Origin of the sequence: Aromatoleum toluolicum (assembly GCF_012911005.2) — a bacterium.
Classification (GTDB): Bacteria; Pseudomonadota; Gammaproteobacteria; order Burkholderiales; family Rhodocyclaceae; genus Aromatoleum; species Aromatoleum toluolicum.
The window spans coordinates 71001-96573 of sequence record NZ_WTVS01000015.1 but is presented as its reverse complement, the minus strand read 5'-3'; the positions used below and the strand labels follow the sequence as shown (position 1 = coordinate 96573).

The window sequence follows — 25573 nt, the reverse complement described above, 5'->3', positions numbered from 1 at the left end:
CCCGTGCACCGAGCGGCAATCTGCCGAAGGTCGACTGGAGCGCGGAACGGACGCGGATTACGCGTTCCTTGAGCGGCGCCAGCGATCTCTCGGTGATCACGCGCAGCGACGGCAGCCTGCAGCTGTTGATTCCGGGCGCCGAGGCCTTCGCCCGCGACGGCGTCGAACCTCGCCCCAGCCTCAAGGCGACGCTCGACCGCATCTCGACGGCGTTGAACGAGGCCTCAGGAACCGAGATCCTGGTCATCGGCCACACCGACGCCGCCGGTAGCGAACTGCACAACATGCAGCTGTCGATCCGCCGCGCCGAGGCGGTGGTCGAATACCTGCGCGTGAGCGGCATCGCCCTGACACGCCTGCAGGCCGACGGCCGCGGCGAGACCGAGCCGTTCGCCGACAACGGCACCGAAGCCGGACGCGCCAAGAACCGCCGCGTGGAAATGATCGTCCGCCCCTTTGCCAGATAGCCCCCCGGTCGCGCCCTGACCGAGCAATATGGCGGGGCGCGTTTGTTACACTTCCGTTTTCGATTCCTGACTCCGCACATGTCCCGCAAGATCCTCGTCACGAACGCCCTGCCCTACGCCAACGGCGACATCCACCTCGGCCATCTGGTCGGATACATCCAGGGCGACATCTGGGTGCGCTATCAGCGCATGCGGGGAAGCACCGTGCATTACGTGTGCGCGGACGACACGCACGGCACGCCGATCATGTTGCGCGCGGAGAAGGAGGGGATCACCCCCGAAATGCTGATCGGGCGCGTGCATGGCGAACACCTGCGCGATTTCACCGAGTTCGGGGTTGCGTTCGACAACTACCACAGCACGCACAGCCCGGAGAACCGCGCGTACGCCGAGGACGTGTACAAGCGGCTCACGGCAGCAAAGCTGATCGAGACGCGCTCGATCGAACAGTTCTACGACCCGGTGAAGGAGATGTTCCTGCCGGACCGCTTCATCAAGGGCGAATGCCCGAAGTGCGGCGCGGCCGACCAGTATGGGGACAACTGCGAGGTGTGCGGCGCGGCGTATGCGCCGACCGAACTGAAGAATCCGTACTCGGCCGTGTCCGGCGCGAAGCCGGTGCTCAAGACTTCGGAACACTACTTCTTCCGCCTGTCGGATCCGCGCGCGGTCGCCTTCCTGCGCGAATGGACGCGCGGGACCAACGCCGCCGGCACCCGCCGCCTGCAGGCGGAGGCCGCGAACAAGATGAAGGAATGGCTCGGCGAGGAGGGTCAGGAGGGCGAGAACACCCTGTCCGACTGGGACATCTCGCGTGACGCCCCCTACTTCGGCTTCGAGATCCCGGGGGCGCCGGGCAAGTATTTCTACGTCTGGCTGGACGCGCCGATCGGCTACCTGGCGAGCTTCCGGAACCTCGCGGACAAGCGCGGCGACATCGTCGTCGATGACTTCGTCGACGCCGCGCGTGCGGACGCAGCGGGCACCGAGATGGTGCACTTCATCGGCAAGGACATCCTCTACTTCCACGCGCTGTTCTGGCCGGCGATGTTGCAGTTCGCGGGCCTGCGCACGCCCTCGCAACTGTGCGTGAACGGTTTCCTGACCGTCGACGGCGCGAAGATGAGCAAGAGCCGCGGCACCTTCATCACCGCGCACTCCTACGTGACCCAGGGCCTGAACCCGGAATGGCTGCGCTATTACTTCGCGACGAAGTCGAACGGGACGATGGAAGACGTCGACCTGAACCTCGACGACCTGATCGCGAAGGTCAATTCGGACCTCGTCGGCAAGTACGTGAACATCGCCAGCCGCTGCGCGGGTTTCATCACGAAACGCTTCGAGGGCAAGCTCGCGGCGACCGACGCTGCAGCGACGGCTGCGTTCAAGGAGGCCTACGCGGCCGGCACGATTGCACAGGCCTACGAGGAACGTGACTACGGCCGCGCGTTGCGCGAGATCATGCATCTCGCGGACCTCGCGAACCAGTACGTGAATGACCGGAAGCCGTGGGAACTTGCGAAGCAGGAAGGCCGCGAAGGTGAGTTGCATGTCGTGTGCAGCACAGCGCTGACGCTGTTCCGCGACCTCACCCTGTACCTGAAGCCGGTATTGCCGGCATTGGCAGCCAAGGTCGAGATCTTCCTGGCGATCGCCCCGCTAGGGTGGCAGGGCGAATGGCAGCCCCTGCCGGCGGGACACGTTGTTAACGTGTACGCCCACCTGATGACCCGCGTCGAACGCAAGCAGATCGATGCCCTGCTCGAAGCCAATCGCGACTCGCTCGCCCCGGCAGCACCCGCTGCGGCCCCCGATACGAAGGCGGCATCGTCTCAGCAGCGCCACGCGGAGAAGCAGCAGCACGCGGCCCAGACCGCTGAAACGGCCTCGCCACATATTTCGATCGACGACTTCACGAAAGTCGACCTGCGCATCGCGAAGATCGTCGCCGCCGAGCATGTCGAAGGTGCCGACAAGCTGATCCGCCTGCAACTCGACATCGGCGAGGACAAGCCGCGCCAGGTGTTCGCCGGCATCAAGTCGGCCTACGATCCGGCATCGCTGGTCGGTCGGATGACGGTGATGGTCGCCAACCTCGCGCCGCGCAAGATGAAGTTCGGCATGAGCGAGGGCATGGTGCTCGCCGCGTCCGATCCGGATGGCAAGACCGGCGGGCTTTACATCCTTTCGCCGGATGCCGGCGCCACTGCGGGGATGCGCGTCAAGTAAGCGACAGGGCCGCAGCCCGATGCCCCTCACTCCCTCGAAACGCTGGATCGTGTGGCAACGCACGGCACCCGGATGCTGGTACTGCACCAGCATCACGGGTCAGCAACGGCATACAGAGGAATCGAGGAGGTATCGTGATCAGTTTTCGCCCCAAACTGTTTGACACCCTGCCCGGCTACGGGCGGGGTCATTTCGGCCAGGATCTTTCCGCCGGCATCACCGTCGGTGTGCTCGCCCTCCCGCTGGCGATGGCCTTCGCAATCGCCAGCGGGATGAGTCCCACGGCCGGCATCTGGACCGCCATCGTGGCCGGCTTCCTGATTTCGGCGCTCGGCGGCTCGAAAGTCCAGATCGGCGGTCCGACCGGGGCCTTCATCCCGATCATCTACGCCATCGTCGTCGATTACGGCGTACAGAACCTGCTCATCGCCACGATGATGTCGGGCGTCATGCTGTTCGCCATGGGCGCGTTCCGCCTCGGCAATATGATCCGCTTCATCCCGGTGTCGGTCGTGATCGGCTTCACCAACGGCATCGCGGTCGTCATCTTCATCTCGCAGATCAAGGACTTCCTCGGGCTGTCGATCGAGAAGATGCCCGGCGAATTCTTCGGCAAGATGGAGGCGCTGCTCGGCGCCGCCCACACCATCCAGCTGCCGACGCTCGCCGTGTCCGTGGTCTCGCTCACGGTGCTGTTGACCTGGAACCGCGCGGCGACTCGTGTGGCGTGGATGCGGCGGCTGCCGGGGCCGCTCGCGGTTCTGCTGATCGCCACCGCGATCAATGCAATCATCCAGCTTCCCGTCGATACCATCGGCAGCCGCTTCGGCGGCATCCCGCAGCAGGTGCCCGATTTCGGCCTGCCGGCGCTGTCACTGGGCACGCTCGGAAAGCTCATCGCACCGGCCCTGACGATCGCCCTGCTCGGTGCGATCGAGTCGCTGTTGTCGGCCCGCGTCGCGGACAACCAGATCGACGACCGGCACGACCCGAACCAGGAACTGATGGCGCAGGGCATCGCAAACGTAGCCGCCCCGCTCGTCGGCGGTTTTGCCGCTACCGGTGCGATCGCGCGTACGGCGACGAATATCCGGTCCGGCGGACACACTCCGGTCGCCGGCATTATCCACGCGCTCGTGCTGCTCGCCGTGGTGCTGGCGCTCGCCCCGCTCGCGAGCCATATTCCGCTGGCGACGCTTTCCGCGATCGTGGTTGTCGTGTCGGTGAACATGGGCGAATGGCACGCGTTCGCATGGAAAGACCTCACGCGCTACTCGCGGCAGTACCGCGTCATCCTGCTCGGCACCTTTTTCGTGACGGTCGTATTCGACCTCACGCTGGCAGTGGAGCTCGGGATGGTGCTGGCGAGCCTGTTCTTCATCTACCGCATGTCGGACCTCACGCGTGTCGAGCGCATCGCGCTGGAGGACTATTACGGCGTCGAGGCCCTTTCGCGACCCGACGGCACCCCCCGCATCCTCGCCTACCGGGTGTTCGGCAGCCTGTTCTTCGGCGCGGCGAACAAGCTCGAGAATCTGATGCTGCTGCAGGACGGACATCCTGACGCGTTGATCCTCGACATGGAGAAGGTCATCAACATCGACACCACCGGCCTGGACATGCTGCAGGCGTTGCACCGTGCGCTGGACAAGCGCGGCACGCAACTGATCCTGTGCGACCTGAACGCGCAGCCGGCCTCGATCGTCCAACGATCGGGGTTCGGCGAAACAATCGGAAGCGAAAATCTCGCCGGCAACATCACCGACGCGCTGCTGCGCGCGCAGCGCTGCGGGAGCCGGAACGCGGAGGTGTCCTATGCATGAAACCGATTATGTCGTGCGTCACCTGATGATTCAGGGGCTCGTTCAGGGCGTTGCCTTCCGCGCAAGCGCCCGCGCGGAGGCCGAACGTCTGGGCCTGTGCGGCTGGGTGAGGAATCGCGCAGACGGCCGCGTCGAGGCGGTGGTGGCGGGCTCTGCCGTTGCGGTCGAGCACTTTGTACGATGGGCTCACCGCGGCCCGTCCCAGGCCCGGGTGGAAAGCATCGCCGTGGGTCCGGCGGAGCGACCGGAGCAGACCGGATTCCTGATGCTGCCGACCCTGTAAGGGGCCGTTAAAAAAAGGAAAGCCCACCCGATCTTGCGACCGGATGGGCTCCGCACTCAGTCAGGTGCGCTTAACGCCACTTGTAACGCATCGTCACACCCACGAAGGTCGTTTCCTGCGTCTCGTCCTGCGACAGTGTCGTACCGTCGCTGGGTGCCGCCGACGTATAGATGAAGTTCGCCCATTGCCAGTCGTTCGTGCTCCACTGGTCATGCACCGCGTCGAAGCGCAGCGACAGATCCTTACGCATTTCGTACTCGGCAAACAGCTTGAGCGTCGTAACCGTGAACTTCACGTCGTCGATGGCCATTGCCGGCGTGATGCTGGCGCCCTGCAGCCCATACTTGTTCAGGTTGTGCGAGTAGGAGACGTCCCCACCGAGCTTCCAGCGGGTTCCGACCTTGCCTTGCACTCCGACACCAAACGCCTCGGTCTGGACCTGCAGATTGGCTAGCCAATCGGCGTTGCCGGCGCCACGAGTCTGATTGACCTGACGCGAGTATTCGCGCGATGCCCAGCCGTGCACATCCCAATCCGTGGCGAAGACCCAAGTTCCGTCAACCGACCAGAAACTTCCCCGCCCCTTGTCGATCCCGTAACCACCGTCCTTGTAGTCATCCTCGAACGCGTCGGCCGTAAGCTGGAACGACAAGACCTCAGCCGGCATCCAGTCGAGACGCAGCCGAACCTTCTCGCGATCACGATCCGCAAGGTGATATGGCACGGCGTAGTACGAGGTTGCCGTGGAGGTTTCCTGAAGAATCTGCGATCCCGAACGTTCGCTCTGGATCACGCTGACGGATCCGTTCACGGTAGCGGACAGGGAGCGCGATACTTCGACGCGATAGCCGAGTTCCTCGGTGCGCTTGCGGGCCGAGGCGAGGCGCACGTCATAGACATCGCGCGTCTTCTCATCGTAGTCGATACCGCCGGTCAGCTTGAAACCGGCCGGCAACATGTACCGAGCCTCGAGCTTGCCGGTGTTGACCTCGTAATCGCGCGTTTCGTTGAACCCGTTGAAGGTTCTCGAGGCAGCCGGGTCGAAATAGCGCCGTTGCGTCGTTCGGTCGTCGCGTTTTTCGTAACGCCAGTCCGCGACGAGCGAGAGCTTCTGCAGCGGACGTGCGCTGAGGCCAAACTGGACCAGCGTGGTCTCGAGTTTTCCATCGAGGCTATTCACGCGCGGCTGCCGCACCGAACGTTCGACGAACGAATCGTCCTGATACGCGAACGACTTCGCGATCTTGAAGTTCGCACGCGTGGTCGGCGTGAAGGTGTAACCACCGTCCAGATAGAACTGGTGCGCGTAGTTGTCTGGCGCCAGGGCGAGCCGGTCGAAACGCGCGGTGCCGAGGTTCGTGATCTGCGTACCTGCTGGATTCGTCGCCAGGCGCAGGGCCGAGTCGCCGTTCTCGAAGAAGGAACCGTAGTAGCCGGCCGAAAGCTGAAGGCGTGGGTCGGCGTAACCAAGCACGAGATCAATCTGGCGCATCGTATGGTCGATCGGCTCGGCCAGGAAGATATGCTTCTGGTTCACCGGGTAACCGCCATACAGGCGATCGCCGTGCTTCGTATCCTGCTTGAGCTTCAGTCGCACATCCCAGCCGGTGCCCAACGCATACTGGCCACCGAAGCTGATCGCCTCGCGGTCGGTGTGCAGGCGCTTCTCGCGCATCGGAACGCCATTCACCCTCTGGAAATCGTGACCGATTCCCTGCAGGCCGGTCCTGACCTCGTACTGCGAATAGCGCGGCGTCTGGTCGTAGTCGAGGAAATACCTCCACGCTCCCTGCACGGAATGCTCGAAGCGCAGGCTGCGATTGTCGAGGCCAAGATTGCGTCCGTCGAAGCGCAGCCAGCGCCCGGTCGCATCATCGCGGTTGATCAAGTGGACGTCGGCGATGGCGTAGGCGCCGGTATCGCGCAGACCGGAGTATTGACCAAAACGGGCAGCATCCTCGGTCAGATAGCCGAGCCCGACGCTTACCGAGCTTTCCGGCCGAATCAGGCGCTGGACGACGTCGTTCTCCGCATGTGCGGAGCCAAAGGCCGCCGTGAGCGATGCGGCGATGACGCTCAGGCTGATGGCACGAACTTTATTGATGTTTCGCATGTTCATTCCCTCCCCATCAGCGCTGCAAGGCACGGCCATTGCTGGTGTCGTCGAGCGGATTGTTCGAGCCGTGGATGTTGGTGTGGCAATTCAGGCAACCACGACCCAGCGTGTAGCGGTTATCCGCTGCGACCCGGCCGGTATTCGCGATCTTGCCCTGGTGGCTCACGCCGCTCGGCTCATGACACTGCTGACACAGGAATGGCGCACGCTGCTTGAGCAGGTTGTCATTCACGCTGCCATGCGGCGTGTGGCAGATCGTGCAGTCTTCCGTCACCGGCTGGTGGCTGCGCACGAAGGGACCGCGCTTTTCCATGTGGCACGTGTAGCAGGTGGCGACGACGCTGTCGCGCTGCATCAGCTTCGGACCGGCCGAACCGTGCGGGTTGTGACAATCGACGCACACGACCTTGCGCTCGGGGATCGGATGGTGGTTCGGGCGCATCACCTGCGCGCGCTGCTCCTTGTGGCAACTGAAGCAGACATCGGGCTGGGTCTGGCGATCGCGGACCGGATCCTCCTGCGAGTGGATCTTGTGGCAGGACGTGCACTCCATGTTCGCAGCTGCATGCGCACCGGTCTGCCAATGCGTGCGCTGGCCGCCCTGGTGGCAGTTCAGACAGACCTGATTGCGCTCCTCGATCGGCGTCGAGGACTTCGGCCCGAAATTGACGGTGGGTTTCGGGCGCTCCGTCACGTCGGACGGCTTGCTCACGTGCGTCGGGCTCTCGCCGTGGCACGCGGTACAGGTTCCGGCACTCTTGTCCGCCATGGTGCCGTGGCGGGTCTGTCCGATCGACAGGACCGGCTTGGCCTCCCCTTCGTCGTGACAGCGCGTACACACCGCGTCGCCAACCTGGACAATGTCCTTTGCGGCATATGCATGACCGATCAATGCTGCACCGGCCAGCAACGCCAGCATCCACTTGCGGATGCCTCCTGCTTGCTTGCTCATCAACTTCTCCCCTTTGGTACTGCATGCACCGAGGCGACGACACCCTGTCCTCGCCCCAGCATCAAACGGCGCAAAGCGAACCGCGGCCGCGGGTACCGCTTTCCGGGCCTGCCAGTGAGCAGCGCCGGAAAAAGTCCCGCCTCCTGTTGTAATCAGCCGGGAGCCGCTTCGCGCCGGATTCGTTTCAAAGCGAAAGGATCCATTCGACGACGTTCTTGACCGCCGCCGGATCCTCGGTCTTCAGCGTCTCGTGGTCTTCTTCCTTGCCCTCGACCTTGACCTTGCTCGGCACCGTGACGTGCTTGGTGAGCTTCTCCATCGCCTCGGGCTTGCCCTTGTACTTGCCGGCAGTTTCCTTGAACGAGGGGCCGTCCTTCTTCTTATCGACGGCGTGACAGGTCAGGCACTTGCTCTTGCGAACCAGCGCATCGGCGGCGGCGGCATCGAGCGCGGCAGCCGGCAGGCTCGCTGCACTCGCCGCGAGGGCCATGGCGACAACAAAAAGACGCTTCATTTCAACTCCTTGGCGAGGCTCCGGATTTGGCTCGCCTCATTTGTAGCAGAATGTTTCTTATACCTTTCGGACTATGTACCGGCAACCACCCGTGTGGCGCGGAAACTACAAGCGAGACGGGCTAAATGCGGAACCGGCGGATCTCGTCGCGCAACTGCGCCGACAACGCTTCCAGGCTGACCGTCGCGCACGCGACGCCATCGAGCGAAGAGCTCGTCTGCTGTGCGAGCCCGGCAATCATCTCGACGCTGCTGGCCGCCAGCGTGCTCGCCTTCATCTGTTCGTCGGTCGCCGTGGCGATGCTGTTCATTCCGTCGGCGACACCGCCGGCCGACTCCATGTTGCTGCGCAACGCCTCGGACACCCGCAACATCGATTCGCGGATCAGCACCAGCGCGTTCGCACCCTGCGTGATCGCTTCACGTACGCCGACCGAACCGCTGTTGAGCTTGTGCGTAACGTCGTCGATATCGCTTGCCGAGCGGGTCGACTTCTCCGCCAGTTTGCGCACTTCGTCAGCGACGACTGCAAAACCTCGGCCGTGTTCGCCGGCGCGGGCGGCTTCGATGGCGGCGTTGAGCGCCAGCAGGTTGGTCTGGTCGGCAATCTCCTTCACTTGCGCGGTCAGGCTCGAGATCGCACCGGTGTTATGGATGAAATCGCCGACGGTCTGGGTCATCTTGCTCACTGCGCTTTCGACATCGGACAGCCTGCCCGTGAGTTCGAGCACGTCGGCATTGCCGGCCTCGGCGCGCGACAGGCTGTCGCGCGCGACCTTGAGCACCTCACCGCTCGCCTGGGCAACCGACATGATGCTCGCTGCCATCTGCTCGACGGCGGACGCCGCCGAAGCGGATTTTTCGGACTGTTCGCCGGCCCCGGCGCGGATCTGGATCGTCCCGCGCTGGAGATCCGAGGCGGCGCTCGACACTTGATCGGCCGATGAGGAAATGTTGCGGATGACGCCCTGCAGTTTCTCCATCATCTTGTTGAAATAAGCCGCAGCCTTGCCCACTTCGTCAGCGGCACGCACCGGCAGACGCTGCGTGAGATCGCCCTCGCCTTCCGAAATGTCGCGCAGCCGGCTGGAGAGCTCGGCCAGCGGACGCGCGACCACCGCCTGCAGGAACACGAAGATGAGGACCATCATCAGGCCCAGTGCCGCGAGCGAACCACCGATCAGCTTGGAACGTGCCGCCGAGACCGCCGCATCCATGCGGTTGAGCGACACCTCCATCGTCACTGCTCCCAGCACGGTTCCTTCGGGGTACTCGTCATGACACTCGGTGCAGTCCTTGCCGAGATAGTCGGTGCGGTTGATAGCCGGGAATACCGCCTTCAGGATCTTCCCTTTCTCCGGGTCGGTGCGCAGCTCGAAGAAGGGCTTCGCGCTGTCGATCGCCGCCTTTTCGTCGGGCCCGACGTTCATTTCGTCTTCGTCGCCGTCGCCGAACTGATGGATGACCGGCTCCGCCCGAACGACCCGCATGTCCGTAAGTCCTGACGATTTCTTCACCTGGTCGAGATAGATCGCACGCTTCTTGATCGTCTTGGTGCTCTTCATGAACACCAGCGTCGCCATCGTCATCTGATTGATGGTTTCGGCGAAGTCGTGGGACTGGCTGATCGCCATGCTCTCCTGCTCCGCCGACACCCATACAACCAAGGTCGTACCGACGGCGATCAGGAGGATTCCGATCGCCATCATCAGGCGGACCCAGATCGGCGAGTTCTTCAGTCGTTGCATCATGGCTGCGTTGTCCTGGTTCTGCTTCCTGCACGTGCACGGGGTCATCCGCGGACGCGCGTCTCACTTATACGTAGGTATTACGGTAAAGCAGAAACAAAGTTTAACAATGATCGAAATCAGGGAAAAAACGCCGCCAATTCCTCGAAAGCTGCCGATAGAAAACTTCTATCGCTCGACCCTGCAAAAGGCAATTGGAACTTTCCAAATCGTGGCAACATAATCCTTGGTCATTCACCCACTCAGGAGACGACTAACATGGCAGTCCTCGTCGGCAAGAAGGCCCCGGATTTCACCGCCAGCGCGGTGCTCGGCAACAACGAAATCACGAACATCACGTTCTCGCAGGTCACGAAGGGCAAGTATGCCGTCGTGTTTTTCTACCCCCTGGACTTCACCTTCGTGTGCCCGTCGGAGCTGATCGCCTTCGATCACCGTCTGGACGAGTTCAAGAAGCGCGGCGTCGAGGTGCTGGGCGTGTCGATCGACAGCCAGTTCACCCACCTCGCGTGGAAGAACACCCCGGTCAACAACGGCGGCATCGGTCAGGTGCAATACACGCTCGTCGCCGACGTGAAGCACGAGATCTGCCGCGCCTATGACGTCGAAGCCGAAGGCGGCGTTGCCTTCCGCGGCTCCTTCCTGATCGACAAGAACGGCGTCGTGCGCCACCAGGTCGTGAACGACCTGCCGCTGGGTCGCAACATCGACGAGATGATCCGCATGGTCGATGCGCTGCAGTTCACCGAAGAGCACGGCGAAGTCTGCCCGGCCGGCTGGAACAAGGGCAAGGCCGGCATGAAGGCCAGCACCTCCGGTGTCGCCGAGTACCTGGCCGAGCACGCCAAGGAACTCTGACCGGTCTCTGCCGGATCAGCCGAAAGGCCGCGCCCTCACGGGCCGCGGCCTTTTTTCATCCTGCCTCAGTTCGGATACAGGATCTCGACCGATTCGGGTGGCAGCCACTCGCGCAGGCTGTCGAGCAGCGCGTCGTCGAGACGCACGCGCCACGCCGCACCGAGCGGGAGCTCCGCCTCGGCCTGGGCATTGCGATAGCGCAACGATATCGGACAGACCCCGTCGCGGAACGGCGCGAGCAACGTTTCGAGTTTGTCCGCCGCTGCGGCGGCCCCGCCCGCGCTCTTCACTTCGCCATTCACGCTGATCTGTAGCGCCCGGGCAAAGCGCGAACGCGCTTCGCCGAGCGACAGCAGCTTGTCTGCGACGATACGCAGCCCGCCCGTGAAGTCGTCGTTGCTGACCTTGCCTTCGACCACCAGCACTTCGTCGGTGACGATCTTGGTGCGATTCGCGTCGAAGACTTCGGAGAAGACCGACACCTCGCGCACCTGAGAGCCGTCGTCGAGCACGACAAAGGCCATCTTGCCGCGGTTCGTCATCTTCGTGCGCACGTCCATCACCACCCCCGCCAGCATCGCGAGATCGCGCGACGGCTCGAGCTGCGACAGCGGGCGCCGGATGAAGCGTCGCACCTCCTCGCGGAAGCTGTTGAAGGGATGACCCGAAAGGAAGAAGCCGATCGCGGTCTTCTCTTCCTTCAGCCGCTCGCGTTCCGTCCATGCGCGCACATTCGCGTATTGCGGTGCCGCGCCTGCCGCTTCCGGCACAAGATCGAACAGGCCGCCCTGCATCGCGTTCGCCGCAGCCTGCTCGGCGGCCTCCATCGCCAATCCGACGGTGGCGAGCAGGCGGGCGCGGTCTGCGGTGCCGCCGGGCGCGACGGTATCGAATGCGCCCGAACGGATCAGCGCCTCGATCACGCGCCGGTTGACCATGCGCCGATCTACACGCGCGCAGAAATCGAACAGATCCTTGTACGGTCCATCTTTCTTGCGCGCGTCGAGGATGGAGCGCACGGCCGGCTCGCCGACACCCTTCACCGCACCGAGACCATAGCGGATCGTCTTGCGGTCGGTCGGAACGAAACGGTAGTCCGACTGGTTCACATCGGGAGGCAGGATCGTCAGGCCGTTGGCGAGCGAGTCCTCGAAGAAGATCTTGATCGTGTCCGTGTTGTCGAGGTCCGCCGACATCGTCGCAGCCATGAAGGCCGCGCAGTGATGCGCCTTGAGCCACGCCGTGTGGTAGGTGACGACCGCGTAGGCAGCGGTGTGCGACTTGTTGAAGCCGTACTCCGCAAACTTCGTCATCAGGTCGAAAAGCTGCTCGGCAAGGGCCGGATCGTAGCCCTTCTGCTTGGCGCCGGCCGCGATGGTCTCGCGGTGCTTGGCCATCTCGTCGGCCTTCTTCTTGCCCATCGCGCGGCGCAGCATGTCGGCACCACCGAGCGTGTAGCCGCCGATGATCTGCGAGATCTGCATCACCTGTTCCTGATACACGATCACGCCGTAGGTCGGCTCGAGGCAGGGCTTGAGGTCGGGATGGAAGTAGTCGATCTCCTGCTGCCCCTTCTTGCGCAGGATGAAGTCGTCCACCATGCCCGAGCCGAGCGGGCCCGGACGGTAGAGCGCAAGCACCGCGATGATGTCCTCGAAGCGGTCGGGCGCGAGCTTCTTGAGGAGCTTCTTCATCCCGTCGGATTCGACCTGGAAGATCGCGGTGGTGTTCGCGTCTTTCAGGATCTGGTAGGCGGCGGGGTCGGTGAAGGGCAGCGCGGCCAGGTCGGGCTTGGTGCCTGTGAGGCGCTCGACGTACTCGACCGCGAGTTCGATGATGGTGAGGTTGCGCAGGCCGAGGAAGTCGAATTTCACGAGGCCGACGGCCTCCACGTCGTCCTTGTCGAATTGTGACACCGGCGTCGCATCGTCGCCGTCGGCGATGTAGAGCGGGCAGAAGTCGGTGAGCTTGCCCGGCGCGATCAGCACGCCGCCGGCATGCATGCCGACGTTTCGGCTCAAGCCTTCAAGCGGCTCGGCGAGGCTCCACAACTCCTGCACCGACTCGCCGTCGTTGCCGTCCTTCATCATCTCGCCGATCTGCGACTCCATCTCGTAGGCCTTCGCCAGCGAGACGGGCTTCGCGCCTTCGATCGGGATCAATTTCGAGAGTCGGTCGCACAGGCCGTATGGCAGGTCCAGCACGCGGCCGACGTCGCGCACGACGGCCTTCGAAGCCATCGTGCCGAAGGTTGCGATCTGGCTGACCGCATCCTTGCCGTAGCGCTCGCGCACGTATTCAATGACGCGGTAGCGGTTGTCCTGGCAGAAGTCGATGTCGAAGTCGGGCATCGACACCCGCTCGGGGTTCAGGAAGCGCTCGAACAGCAGCGCGTAGGCGAGCGGGTCGAGGTCGGTGACGCGCAGGCTGTACGCGACCAGCGAACCCGCGCCCGAGCCCCGCCCCGGGCCGACCGGCACGCCGTTCTGCTTGCCCCAGTTGATGAAGTCCGCAACGATCAGGAAGTAGCCGGGAAAACCCATCTGGATGATGGTGTCGGTCTCGAACTTGAGCCGCGCCTCGTAGGTCGGACGCTGGCGCTCGCGCTCGGCCTCGTCCGGATACAGCTCCTGCAGGCGCACTTCGAGGCCGGCCTTGGCCTCGGCGACGAGGAAGTCGTCAAGCGTCATCCCCTCGGGCGTCGGGAACTGCGGCAGGAAGTTCTTGCCCAGCTGCACCGTCAGCGAGCAGCGGCGCGCGATCTCGACGGAGTTCTCGAGTGCCTCCGGGATGTCGGCGAACAACTCGCACATCTCGTCCTGGCTCTTGAGGTACTGCTCCTCGGTGTAATCGCGCGGGCGACGCTTGTCGGCCAGCACATAACCTTGCGCGATGCATACGCGCGCCTCGTGGGCCTTGAAATCCTCGCGCTTGAGGAATTGCACGGGGTGGGTCGCCACCACCGGCAACCCCAGCCTGCCGGCCAGTTGCACGGCCTGACGCACGTACCCCTCCGCGCCAGCATGCCCTGCGCGCTGCAGCTCGATGTAGAAGGCATCCGGAAATAATGCGGCCCATTCGGCGGCGACCCGATCGGCAATTTCGACATTGCCGTTCGCCAGTGCCTGTCCCACTTCCCCCTCGCGTGCACCGGACAGGCACAGCAGGTCGGAAGCGGCGCCGTCGGCGAACCAGTCGCGGCGAATTTCGGCACGCCCGCGGTACTTGTTGTCGAGGAAGGCGCGGGTCAGCAGCTCGCACATCTGCCCGTAGCCCTTGCGGTTCTTGCAGATCAGCAGCGCGCGGAAGGGCTTGTCGCGATCGGTGTCGTTGGTGATCCAGGCATCTACGCCGATGATGGGCTTCATGCCCTTCCCGCGTGCGCCCTTGTAGAACTTGACCATGCCAAACAGGTTGGCGAGATCGGAAATCCCCAGTGCCGGCATGCTGTCGGCGGCCGCGCGGGCGATCGCCTGGTCGATCTGGACGATGCCGTCGGAGATCGAATACTCGGTATGCAGGCGGAGGTGGATGAAGCGGGGTTCGTGAGAGGCAGTCATCGGCGAATTTTACCCGATCGCCCACCTCCCCCAAGCGCCAATTCGGCCGCCGCTGCCGTCGGTCCGACAGGCAGCCGCACGCATTCAGCGCCCGCCTGCCGCCTCGCGCGCCTTCATCAGGGAGAGCTTGCGCGACTGGTCCGCTTCGAGGATCTCAGCCCGCTGCTCGGGCGTAAGCGGCGCGCCCAAATCGAGCTCCAGGGCCGAGATCAGGCGCGATGCAGCGGACGTGATGCGCCGCTCGTCAGGCATCGCCCGACGCACGCGGGCCGGCGTCGTACCCGTGATGCGCGCGACCTCGGCAACGAAGTGATCTTCGATGCGGCGACTTGCCGCCGACAGCGATGCCGTGCGCGCAGGATCCATCGCGGAGGTCGGCCCGGACTGTGCCATGACCGAGGGCGCGAGCGGCAGTGCCAGCAGGATCGAGATCGCGACGCATGCCCGCCGCAGTGAACCGGATTTGTGCGTCATGGGTCTCCCACCGCTCAGGGCAACAGGATCGTCGAACCGGTGGTGCGACGCGCCTCGAGGTCGCGGTGCGCCTGGGCGGCATCCTTCAGGGCGTAACGCTGATTGATCTCGATCCTCACCGCGCCCGAGTCGACCACGTCGAAGAGCTCGTTTGCCATCGCCACGAGATCCTCGCGCTTCGCGGTGTACGCCGCGATGCCGGGACGTGTGACGTAGAGCGAGCCCAGCGTGTTGAGCAGATTGAGATCGAACGGCGGCACCGGCCCGGACGCCGCACCGAACAGCACCATCATGCCCAGCGGGCGCAGGCAGCGCAGCGAGTCCATGAAGGTGTCCTTGCCGATCGAGTCATACACGACGGGCACGCCCGCGCCACCGGTGATCTCGCGCACGCGTTCGGTGAAGTTCTCACGCGTGTATACGATCGGATGGTCGCACCCGTGGGCGCGCGCCAGCTCGGCCTTTGCGTCGGATCCGACCGTGCCGATCACGGTCGCACCCAGCGCCTTCGCCCACTGGCACGCGATCAGGCCGACACCGCCCGCTGCGGCATGAATCAGCACCGTATCGCCCGGCTGGACCCGGTAGGTGCGGCGCAGCAGGTATTGCGCCGTGAGTCCCTGCAGCATCATCGCCGCGCCCTGCTCGAACGAAATCGCTGCGGGCAGCTTCACCACGCGATGCGCGGGCAGCTTGCGCGACTCGGCATACGCTCCGAGCGGGCCGCCCGCGTAGGCCACCCGATCCCCCGGCACGACCTCGGTGACGCCCTCGCCCACCGCCTCGACCACGCCCGCGCCTTCCAGCCCCAGGCCGGAGGGCAGCGGCACCGGATACAGGCCGCTGCGATGATAGGTATCGATATAGTTCAGACCGATGGCGTGATGACGGACGGTCACCTCGCCCGCGGCGGGCGCGCCGACATCGACAGCTTCCCACCGGAGCACTTCGGGACCACCGGTCTGATGGAAGCGAATCGCGTGAGTCATGTCAAAGTCCCTTCTTCCCGAAATGTTACGTGGATTGTAAACCCTGTTAACGCCTGAACAGCCAGATAAGCAGACTCAGGACGACCGAGACGAGCAGACCCGTCGTGATCGGGAAGAAGAAATCGAAACCGTCGCGCTGGATGTGGATGTCGCCCGGCAGACGACCGAACGGAATCCTGGCGAGCCAGGGCCAGAACAGCCCGGCGGCGGGAACGAAAAGGCCGAGGATGATCAGCAGTCTTTGCATGATCGAGTCCCCGGCCTCCCCGGAAAGTATGCGCGGTCGGGATCCGAATCCCGACTGCGCAGTTCTTGACGTCTACACCGCTGCGCCCGACTGCACGCGCTGCTCGTAGGCGTCGACCACCGACACGGCGGTAATGTTCACCAGACGACGTACTGTCGCCGAAGGCGTCAGGATGTGCACCGGCAGGCGCGCGCCCAGCAGCATCGGGCCGATCGAAACGCCGTCGCTGTTGGCCATCTTCATCATGTTGAAGGAGATGTTGGCAGCGTCGATGTTCGGCATCACGACCAGGTTGGCCTCGCCGACCAGCGTCGATTCGGCGTTGGCCTTGGCGCGGATCTCCGGCGACAGCGCCGAATCACCATGCATCTCGCCGTCGCACTCGAGGCCGGGGGCCGCTTCGCGCAGGATCGCCGCCGCTTGGCGCATCTTGCGTGCAGAGGCGGAGTTCGAACTGCCGAAGTTGGAGTGCGACACCAGCGCGACGCGCGGCTCGATGCCGAAGCGGCGCAGCTCCTCGGCGGCCATGCGCGCGATCTCGGCAACCTCCTCTGCATTCGGATTCTCGTTCACGTATGGGTCGGTGATCGCCAGCGTGCGCTTGGGCAGCAGCAGCAGGCTCATCGCCGCGAAGAGCTTCGCACCCGGCTTGAGGCCGATCACGTCCTCGACCTGCTTGAAGTGGTAGTCGTAGGAGCCGAAGGTGCCGCACACCAGCGCGTCCGCGTCGCCACGGCGCAGGACCATGCAGCCGATGAGCGTCGTGTCGCGGCGCATCTTGGCCTTCGCCAGCTCCGGCGTGACGCCATTGCGACACATCATGCGGTGGTATTCCTGCCACAGCTCCTTGTAGCGCGGGTCCGATTCCGGATTGATGATGTCGAAGTCACGGCCCGGAACGAGGTTGAGGCCGATCTTCTGGATGCGCATCTCGATGACGCTCGGGCGGCCGATGAGGATCGGACGGGCGAGGTTTTCCTCGATGACGACGCGCGCAGCGTGCAGGACACGCTCGTCCTCGCCCTCAGAGTACAGCACGCGCTTGAACTCGGCCGGCACGCGCTTCGCTGCGGCGAACACGGGTTTCATGACGATGCCGGACTGATACACGAAGTCCGACAGGCTCGCGGCGTAGGCGGCCAGGTCGTCGATCGGCTTGGTCGCGACACCCGAGTCCATCGCGGCCTTCGCAACGGCCGGCGCGATCTTGACGATCAGGCGCGGGTCGAAGGGCTTCGGGATGATGTACTCGGGGCCGAAGCGCAGGTCGGCGCCGCCATAGGCGGAGGCCACGATGTCGCTCTGCTCGGCTTGGGCAAGTTCCGCGATCGCACGCACGCAGGCGAGCTTCATCTCCTCGTTGATCGTCGTCGCGCCGACGTCGAGCGCACCGCGGAAGATGAACGGGAAGCACAGGACGTTGTTCACCTGGTTCGGGTAATCCGAACGGCCGGTGGCGATGATGCAGTCCGGACGCGCCTTCTTCGCATCTTCCGGCAGGATTTCGGGGTTCGGGTTCGCCAGCGCGAAAATCAGCGGCTTGTCGGCCATCGAAGCGACCATTTCCGGCTTCAGCACACCAGCCGTGGACAGCCCGAGGAACACGTCCGCACCGACCATGACATCGGCGAGCGTGCGCGCATCGGTCTGTTGAGCGTAGCGGGCCTTGTTGGCCTCCATGTTCTCTTCACGCCCGACGTAGATCACGCCCTTCGAGTCGCAGACGTAGACGTTCTCGCGCTTGAGACCGAGCGCAACCATCAGGTCCAGGCACGCAATCGCGGCGGCGCCGGCGCCGGAACACACGAGCTTGACCTTCGCGATGTCCTTGCCGATGACCTTCAGGCCGTTAATGAGGCCGGCCGTGGAGATGATCGCGGTACCGTGCTGGTCATCGTGGAAGACCGGAATCTTCATGCGCTCACGCAGCTTCTTCTCGATATAGAAGCACTCGGGCGCCTTGATGTCTTCGAGGTTGATGCCGCCGAGCGTGGGCTCGAGTGCGGCGATGATCTCGATCAGCTTGTCGGGGTCGTTCTCGGCCAGTTCGATGTCGAACACGTCGATGCCGGCGAATTTCTTGAACAGGCAGCCCTTGCCTTCCATGACCGGCTTCGAGGCGAGCGGACCGATGTTGCCCAGACCGAGCACCGCCGTACCGTTGGTGACGACCGCCACGAGGTTGCCGCGCGAGGTGTATTCGCGCGCGTTCGCCGGGTCCTCGACGATCGCGTCGCACGCCGCAGCGACGCCGGGCGAATAGGCCAGCGCCAGATCGCGCTGATTCGTAAGGCTCTTGGTCGGAACGACCGAAATCTTGCCGCGCGTCGGCGCACGATGATATTCGAGTGCCGCTGCGATGAAATCCTGATCCATTGTTCTCCCTCTCCGGGTCGGTGAGATGTGTTATTCCTGTGGTGTTCTTCCTGCGCGGCGATAAACCTACGCCCGTTCGGGCGTCTCGCCAATTGCGATCATCCGCAACTGCCCGGCATCTTCCGTCCGGGGCTCCCGGAGCCGGGAGCAATCGCACAGATCGGACAGCGGAGCTCTCGCGCGGGTGCGGCATCGACGCCGCACCGGCACCACGCTCGGCGAGGCGCAAGTGTAGCGCAGGTCCATGGGCTTGGGCAGTGGCCCTGTACGGGTAAACCCGATGATCGCCGAAACGCGGACAATTGGCCTGCAACGCCCCCGGAAACCGTATCCCGACCGACATTTTTTGGCACAATCTCACCCGACTCGATAAGGGAATCCAAGATGCGACGCGTGGTGTTCAATCAGAAGGGCGGTGTCGGCAAGTCGACCATTACCTGCAACCTCGCAGCGATCAGTGCCCATCAGGGCAAACGCACGCTGGTGGTGGACCTCGACCCGCAGGGGAACTCGACCCAGTACGTGCTCGGCATTTCCGGGGAAAACCTCGAGACCACGCTCGCTGACTTCTTCGACCAGACGCTCAATTTCAAGCTCAACCCGAAGAAGATCGAGGAGTTCATCGTCGCGAGCCCCTTCCCCAACCTCGACGTGATGCCATCGCACCCGGGCCTCGAAGACCTCCAGAGCAAGCTCGAGTCGCGCTACAAGATCTACAAGCTGCGCGACGCGCTCGCCGAGCTTGCCGATGACTACGACGTCATCTACATCGACACCCCGCCCGCGCTGAACTTCTACACCCGTTCGGCGCTGATTGCCGCGGACAGCTGCCTGATCCCCTTCGACTGCGACGAGTTCTCGCGGCGCGCGCTGTACGCCCTCCTCGAGAATGTCCAGGAGATCCGTGCCGATCACAACCGCGACCTGTCGGTCGAAGGTATCGTCGTGAACCAGTTCCAGGCCCGCGCCGGTCTGCCGCAGAAGGTCGTGCAGGAGCTGATCGACGAGGGCTTGCCGGTGCTGGCCCCCTATCTCTCGGCATCGGTGAAGATCAAGGAATCGCACGAACAGTCGCGCCCGATGATCCATCTCGACCCGAAGCACAAGCTCGCGCTGGAATACGTCGCCCTTCACGACCGGCTCGCGCGCGCCTACGGGGCCTGAGTCCGGCACGATCCGCGCCCCGCGTCGAGGCGGGGGGCGCGCACATCACGTCATGCGGGACTGAGCTTCGCCACCGCCAGCATCAGCCACTTGATGCCGGCCGAGCCGAAATTGATCTGCACCCGCGCATCGGCGCCACTGCCCTCGGCCGCGACGATCACCCCCTGGCCGAACTTCGCATGGCTCACCAGCTGGCCGACCCGCAGGCCGCCAAGATCCTGGCTTCGCGGAGACGCCTGCACCGACTTGGACACGAATCCCGAGCGCGCGGGCTCGACGCGCATCCCCGCACCGCTGCGCGCGCCCATGCTGCGCGGGCTGGGCGGCGAAAGCCATTTCACCAGACCTTCCGGAATTTCCTCGAGGAAGCGCGAGCGCAGGTTGTAGCGCGTCTGGCCGTGCAGCATGCGGCTCTGCGCAAAACTCAGATACAGCCGCTCGCGCGCCCGCGTCACCGCGACATACATCAGACGCCGCTCCTCCTCCAGGCCCTCGTTCTCGAGCACGCTGTTCTCGTGGGGAAATAGACCTTCTTCAAGCCCCGAGAGGAAGACCACGTCGAACTCCAGCCCCTTCGACGAATGCACCGTCATCAGCTGCACCGCGTCGCTGCCGGCGTCGGCCTGATGGTCACCCGCCTCGAGCGACGCGTGGGCGAGAAAATCGGCCAGCAGCGCATGCGGCTGCGCGAGCGCCTCGGCATCCGCGCCTGACTCGCCGAGAAAGTTCGCCGCCGCGTTGATGAGTTCGTCGAGGTTCTCCAGCCGCTCCTGCCCTTCCTTCTCGCTGCGATAGAAGTCACGCAGGCCGCTCGCGTCGAGCACGTGGTCCACGAGCTCGGGAAGCGGCAGGCGGGACGTGTCGCGGCGCAGGTCCTCGACGAGGCGCACGAACTGCGCCAGCACCGTCCCCGGCTTGCCCGAAAGGTGCGGAACCGTCGAGTACAGGCTCGCGTTCCAGGTGCGCGCCGCATCCTGCAGCGCTTCGAGGGAACGCGCACCGATGCCGCGCGTCGGAAAATTCACGACGCGGCTGAATGCCGTGTCGTCGTCCGGATTGGCGATCAGGCGCAGGTAGGCCAGCGCGTGCTTGATCTCCTGACGCTCGAAGAAGCGCAGCCCGCCATAGACGCGATAGGGAATTCCCGCCGAAAACAACTGATGCTCGAGCACGCGCGATTGCGCATTCGAACGATAGAGCAACGCGACGTCCGACCGGCTCATGCCGTCGCGCACCAGCGACTGGATCTCCTCGACGATCCAGCGCGCCTCGTCCATGTCCGCATAAGCCTCGAACACGCGAATCGGTTCGCCCGCACCGCGCTCGGTCCACAGGTTCTTGCCCAGCCGGGCGGTGTTGTGGCGGATGATCGCGTTCGCCGCGTCGAGGATGTTGCCGTGCGAGCGGTAGTTCTGTTCCAGCCGGATCACGTTGGCGACCCGGAATTCGCGCTCGAAGTCGCGCATGTTGCCGACTTCCGCGCCGCGAAAGCGGTAGATCGACTGGTCGTCGTCGCCCACGCAGAACAGGCAGGCCCCGCCTTCACGCCCGTCATCGGCGAGCAGCTTCAGCCAGCGGTACTGCAGGCGGTTCGTGTCCTGGAACTCGTCCACCAGGATGTGACGGAATCGACGCTGATAGTGACGTCGGATCGGTTCGTTGCGCTCCAGCAACTCATAGGTGCGCAGCAGCAACTCCGCAAAATCCACAACAGACTCGCGCTGGCATTGCGCCTCATACTCCGCGAAAAGCTCCACCCGGCGTCGGGTGTAGTCGTCCCAGGCTTCGACGGCATGCGGACGCAGACCGGCTTCTTTCTGGGCATTGATGAAATGTTGCAGTTCGCGCGGTGGAAACTTCTCGTCATCGACGTTGAGCGCCTTCAGCAGGCGCTTGATCGCGGCGAGCTGATCGCCGGAATCAAGGATCTGGAACAGCTGCGGCAAACCGGCGTCACGGTGGTGCGCGCGCAGCAGGCGGTTGCACAGCCCGTGAAAGGTGCCGATCCACATTCCGCGTGCGGAATGGCCGAAGGACAACGGCAGCAGCGCCGACAGGCGGGCCAGCAGCTCCTTCGCCGCCTTGTTCGTGAAGGTCACCGCGAGGACGCCCTGCGGATCGACCTGGCCGGTTTGCACCAGCCACGCGATGCGGGTTGTGAGGACGCGGGTCTTGCCCGAGCCGGCACCCGCAAGAATCAGCGCATGCTGAGGCGGGAGGGTGACGGCCTGGAGTTGTTCGGGATTGAGATTGGCGAGCAGATCGGACATGCGGGCTTCCTGGTCAGGCCGCGATTCTACCCGGGAGCGGCATCTTGTTTCGTCCCGGATCGTCGCCCGCGGACCGACCGGGACGCAGCCTGAAGTCAATCCAGTTGAACACGCAAACCGTTGCGGCAATGCAACATACAGTTGAAACCATATAGCGATCGGCGTACTTTTGAATGGTGCAGAGCAGCAATTCATTGAGAAATATCAAGGAATCGCCGCTCCGAACCGAAGAAAATTGCAACCAATTTCGATGCTGCATCGCACTAACCGCGCCCTACACGGCCGGCTCAAGAGGCCGATCCGCGCGACGCAAGAACCGGCCAACGATGGCCACCAGGAGAACCCGACCATGAAAACCCCGAAACTACTGCCCTGGTATGCCCGCAAGGCCGGCGTGACCATCGAGCGGGCCACAGTGCTCTGGCACCAGGCCGTGCGCGAGGCGACCGCGGCAACCGGGTGGGTGGGCAATTCGGAATACTGGGGCGAAGCGATGAGCGCCTTCCAGCGCCTGCTCGAAGGCGAGCGCGCCACCTTCTGCGCGCCGCGCGTGACGCCGATCGTGCGCAGCCAGAACCGCCTCTGGCGCCTGCCGCTGACAGCGATGGAAGACATGGTCTCCGTCTTCTCCGCCAACTGGCAGCGTCAGTCCGCCGCGCCGCGCAAGGCCGCCTGACCGCCCGAACCTCCGCGGCCGACGCCGCGACACCGTCTTCCTCCCTCTCCTCTGCAAAGGAGATTAAGCATCCGGCTCCCTCCGGATGCTTTTTTTTGCCCGCGCGCAGCCCATCTCGACGTGGCAGTCAGAGACGCCGCACGAGGCTCGTCGGCTTCGCGGTATACTCGCGCGTTTTCCACGTCTCCACTGCCGCCCGCAAATGCAGGACAAATACACCCCCGCCACGGTCGAATCCGCCGCCCAGCAGCACTGGGAATCCGCCCAAGCCTTCCGCGTGAACGAAGACGCAGGCAAGCCCAAGTACTACTGCCTGAGCATGTTCCCCTATCCGTCGGGCAAGCTGCACATGGGCCACGTGCGTAACTACACGATTGGCGACGTGCTCGCACGCTACCACCGCATGCGCGGCTGCAACGTCCTGCAGCCGATGGGCTGGGACGCCTTCGGCATGCCGGCCGAGAACGCCGCGATCCAAAACAACGTGCCGCCGGCGAAGTGGACCTACGCGAACATCGACTACATGAAGGCGCAGCTCAAGCGCCTCGGTTTCGCGATCGACTGGTCGCGCGAACTCGCCACCTGCAAGCCCGATTACTATCGCTGGGAACAGTGGCTGTTCACGCGCCTGTACAAGAAAGGCCTGATCTACAAGAAGCTCGGCACCGTGAACTGGGATCCGGTCGACGAAACCGTGCTCGCCAACGAGCAGGTCATCGACGGCAAGGGCTGGCGCAGCGGCGCGGTCGTCGAGAAGCGCGAAATCCCGATGTACTACATGAAGATCACCGCCTACGCGGACGAACTTCTCGACGCGCTCGACGCCCTGCCCGGCTGGCCCGAGCAGGTCAAGCTGATGCAGAAGAACTGGATCGGCCGCTCGGAAGGCGTCGAAGTGCATTTCCCCTACGACCTGTCGACGATCGGCAAGTCCGGCGTGCTGAAGGTGTTCACGACCCGTGCCGACACGCTGATGGGCGCGACCTACGTCGCCGTCGCGGCCGAGCATCCGCTCGCGCTGCAGGCGGCGGCGAACAACCCGGAACTCGCCGCATTCATCGACGAGTGCCGCCACGGCGGCGTCGCCGAGGCCGACCTCGCGACGATGGAGAAGAAGGGCATGCCCACCGGCCTGCGCGTCGTCCATCCGATCTCGGGCGAGTTCATGGACGTGTGGGTCGCGAACTACGTGCTGATGGGCTATGGCGAAGGCGCGGTCATGGCCGTCCCTGCGCACGACGAGCGTGACTTCGCGTTCGCGACGAAATACCGCCTGCCGATCCGGATGGTCGTGAGCTCGACGCGCGACGCGTATGCCGACACCATCGCGCCGTGGCAGGACGCCTACTCCGAACACGGTCGTCTCTTGAACTCCGGCAACTACGACGGCCTGCACTTCCAGGATGCCGTCGACGCCATCGCCGCCGATCTTGCGGAAAAGGGCCTCGGCGCCAAGCGCACGCAGTATCGCCTGCGCGACTGGGGCATCTCGCGCCAGCGCTACTGGGGATGCCCGATCCCGATGATCAACTGCGACGACTGTGGCAATGTGCCGGTGCCGGACGAGCAACTGCCGGTGGTGCTGCCTGAAAATGTCGAAGTGACCGGCCGCGGCTCGCCGCTCGCGAAGATGCCTGAGTTCTACCAGTGCAGCTGCCCGCAGTGCGGCAAGCCTGCGCGCCGCGAAACCGACACGATGGACACCTTCGTCGAGTCGTCGTGGTACTTCCTGCGCTATGCCTCGTCCGACAACGACACGGCGATGGTCGACGCACGCGTGAACTACTGGGCACCGGTAGACCAGTACATCGGCGGCATCGAGCACGCGATCCTGCACCTGCTCTATTCGCGCTTCTTCACCCGCGCGATGCGCGACGAAGGACTCGTAAATGTCTCGGAGCCATTTACGAACCTGCTCACCCAGGGCATGGTCGTCGCCGAGACCTACTACCGCGACGCCGACGGCGGCAAGAAGCAGTGGATCAACCCCGCCGACGTCCAGATCGAACGCGATGACAAGGGCCGCATCACCGCGGCGAAGCTCGTCGCCGACGGCCAGCCGGTCGTCATCGGCGGCACCGAGAAGATGTCGAAGTCGAAGAACAACGGCGTCGATCCGCAAGCCTTGGTCGACCAGTACGGCGCCGACACCGCGCGTCTGTTCATTATCTTCGCCGCACCGCCGGACCAGCAGCTCGAATGGTCCGATTCGGGCGTCGAGGGCGCCTACCGCTTCCTGCGGCGCGTATGGACCTTCGGCCACAGCTTCGCCAACGAATTCCGCGCTCAGCTCCCGGCCACGCGCACGCTGGCAACGGTCCAGCTGCCCGACCCCCTCGCATCCGTGCGCCGCGAGATTCACACCTGCCTCAAGCAGGCGAACTACGACTTCGGCAAGCACCAGTTCAACACCGTCGTCTCGGCGGCGATGAAGACCCTCAACGCACTCGAGAAGGCGCCGCGCGACCACGCTGCCGCCCACGCCGAGGTCGTCGAGGAAGGTCTGTCGATCCTGCTGCGCCTGCTCGCCCCGATCACGCCGCATGTCACCCACGCGCTGTGGCTGGACTGCGGCTTCGCCGGAGACATCCTCGACGCGAGCTGGCCGCAGCCGTCCGACGCCGCGCTGAAGCAGGACGAGCTCGACCTCGTGCTGCAGGTCAATGGCAAGCTGCGCGGCAACATCAAGGTCGCAGCGGACGCGAGCTCGGCACAGATCGAGGCGATCGCCCTGGCCTCCGAGGCGGCGCAGAAGTTCATGGAAGGCAAGCCGCCGCGCAAGGTCGTGGTCGTGCCGGGCCGTCTCGTCAACATCGTGGTCTGAGGAC

The 25573-nt window shown here is 64.3% G+C and carries 18 protein-coding genes; 8 read left to right on the top strand and 10 right to left on the bottom strand.

Translation table 11 applies throughout. The annotated features are described in order from the left end of the window. The 4 genes from GPA27_RS09295 to GPA27_RS09280 form a co-directional block, all read left to right on the top strand. Window positions 1–467 (top strand): OmpA family protein (locus tag GPA27_RS09295; protein WP_373322745.1); only part of this gene is annotated, 467 nt, incomplete at its 5' end. A 78-nt stretch (window positions 468–545) separates the two neighbouring features. Then, window positions 546–2696: a methionine--tRNA ligase gene (metG, locus tag GPA27_RS09290; RefSeq protein ID WP_169139786.1), complete on the top strand. Its 2151-nt coding sequence runs from the start codon at window positions 546–548 to the stop codon at window positions 2694–2696. Between the two features lie 131 nt (window positions 2697–2827). Beyond that, window positions 2828–4519 (top strand): SulP family inorganic anion transporter, encoded by a 1692-nt coding sequence (locus GPA27_RS09285; protein WP_169139794.1) that lies wholly within the window; start codon window positions 2828–2830, stop codon window positions 4517–4519. Then, window positions 4512–4802 (top strand): acylphosphatase, encoded by a 291-nt coding sequence (locus tag GPA27_RS09280; RefSeq protein ID WP_169139778.1) that lies wholly within the window; start codon window positions 4512–4514, stop codon window positions 4800–4802. Before GPA27_RS09285 ends, GPA27_RS09280 begins: the two co-directional genes overlap by 8 nt. Before the next feature lie 70 nt (window positions 4803–4872). Here GPA27_RS09280 and GPA27_RS09275 read toward each other — a convergent pair whose 3' ends face one another. The 4 genes from GPA27_RS09275 to GPA27_RS09260 form a co-directional block, all read right to left on the bottom strand. Beyond that, the gene (locus GPA27_RS09275) at window positions 4873–6915 is read right to left on the bottom strand and encodes an MtrB/PioB family decaheme-associated outer membrane protein (RefSeq protein WP_169139776.1); all 2043 of its coding nucleotides are present in this window, start codon (window positions 6913–6915) and stop codon (window positions 4873–4875) included. Window positions 6916–6931: 16 nt separating this feature from the next. Continuing rightward, window positions 6932–7870: a DmsE family decaheme c-type cytochrome gene (locus GPA27_RS09270; protein WP_246261008.1), complete on the bottom strand. Its 939-nt coding sequence runs from the start codon at window positions 7868–7870 to the stop codon at window positions 6932–6934. A 184-nt stretch (window positions 7871–8054) separates the two neighbouring features. Next, window positions 8055–8384, bottom strand: a complete 330-nt coding sequence (locus GPA27_RS09265) for a c-type cytochrome (protein WP_169139774.1) — start codon at window positions 8382–8384, stop codon at window positions 8055–8057. A gap of 121 nt (window positions 8385–8505) precedes the next feature. Then, window positions 8506–10134 (bottom strand): methyl-accepting chemotaxis protein, encoded by a 1629-nt coding sequence (locus GPA27_RS09260; RefSeq protein ID WP_169139772.1) that lies wholly within the window; start codon window positions 10132–10134, stop codon window positions 8506–8508. 255 nt (window positions 10135–10389) lie between these two features. On the opposite strand from GPA27_RS09260, the gene GPA27_RS09255 reads away from it, so the two are divergent. Further along, window positions 10390–10989, top strand: coding sequence for a peroxiredoxin (locus tag GPA27_RS09255; protein ID WP_076602710.1), 600 nt, complete (start codon window positions 10390–10392; stop codon window positions 10987–10989). 65 nt (window positions 10990–11054) lie between these two features. On the opposite strand, the gene dnaE is transcribed toward GPA27_RS09255, so the two are convergent. The 5 genes from dnaE to GPA27_RS09230 all read right to left on the bottom strand — a co-directional run bounded on the left by dnaE (window position 11055) and on the right by GPA27_RS09230 (window position 18635). Next, entirely contained in the window at window positions 11055–14549 is a 3495-nt protein-coding gene (dnaE, locus tag GPA27_RS09250) for a DNA polymerase III subunit alpha (protein WP_169139770.1), read from the bottom strand. A gap of 84 nt (window positions 14550–14633) precedes the next feature. Further along, window positions 14634–15023, bottom strand: coding sequence for a hypothetical protein (locus tag GPA27_RS09245; protein ID WP_211164904.1), 390 nt, complete (start codon window positions 15021–15023; stop codon window positions 14634–14636). A 14-nt stretch (window positions 15024–15037) separates the two neighbouring features. After that, window positions 15038–16012, bottom strand: coding sequence for a quinone oxidoreductase family protein (locus GPA27_RS09240; RefSeq protein ID WP_169139768.1), 975 nt, complete (start codon window positions 16010–16012; stop codon window positions 15038–15040). 46 nt (window positions 16013–16058) lie between these two features. After that, complete coding sequence (locus GPA27_RS09235) at window positions 16059–16259, bottom strand: DUF2905 domain-containing protein (protein ID WP_169139766.1); 201 nt, start codon at window positions 16257–16259, stop codon at window positions 16059–16061. Window positions 16260–16331: 72 nt separating this feature from the next. Next, window positions 16332–18635: an NADP-dependent malic enzyme gene (locus tag GPA27_RS09230; protein WP_169139764.1), complete on the bottom strand. Its 2304-nt coding sequence runs from the start codon at window positions 18633–18635 to the stop codon at window positions 16332–16334. Between the two features lie 384 nt (window positions 18636–19019). On the opposite strand from GPA27_RS09230, the gene GPA27_RS09225 reads away from it, so the two are divergent. Beyond that, the gene (locus GPA27_RS09225; RefSeq protein ID WP_169139762.1) at window positions 19020–19799 is read left to right on the top strand and encodes a ParA family protein; all 780 of its coding nucleotides are present in this window, start codon (window positions 19020–19022) and stop codon (window positions 19797–19799) included. A 50-nt stretch (window positions 19800–19849) separates the two neighbouring features. Here the strand turns inward: GPA27_RS09225 and GPA27_RS09220 are convergent, their stop codons facing one another. Continuing rightward, window positions 19850–22069, bottom strand: coding sequence for a UvrD-helicase domain-containing protein (locus GPA27_RS09220; protein ID WP_169139760.1), 2220 nt, complete (start codon window positions 22067–22069; stop codon window positions 19850–19852). Between the two features lie 349 nt (window positions 22070–22418). On the opposite strand from GPA27_RS09220, the gene GPA27_RS09215 reads away from it, so the two are divergent. Beyond that, the gene (locus GPA27_RS09215; RefSeq protein WP_169139758.1) at window positions 22419–22745 is read left to right on the top strand and encodes a hypothetical protein; all 327 of its coding nucleotides are present in this window, start codon (window positions 22419–22421) and stop codon (window positions 22743–22745) included. A 202-nt stretch (window positions 22746–22947) separates the two neighbouring features. Next, window positions 22948–25569, top strand: a complete 2622-nt coding sequence (leuS, locus tag GPA27_RS09210) for a leucine--tRNA ligase (RefSeq protein ID WP_169139756.1) — start codon at window positions 22948–22950, stop codon at window positions 25567–25569. Window positions 25570–25573 lie beyond the last annotated feature (4 nt).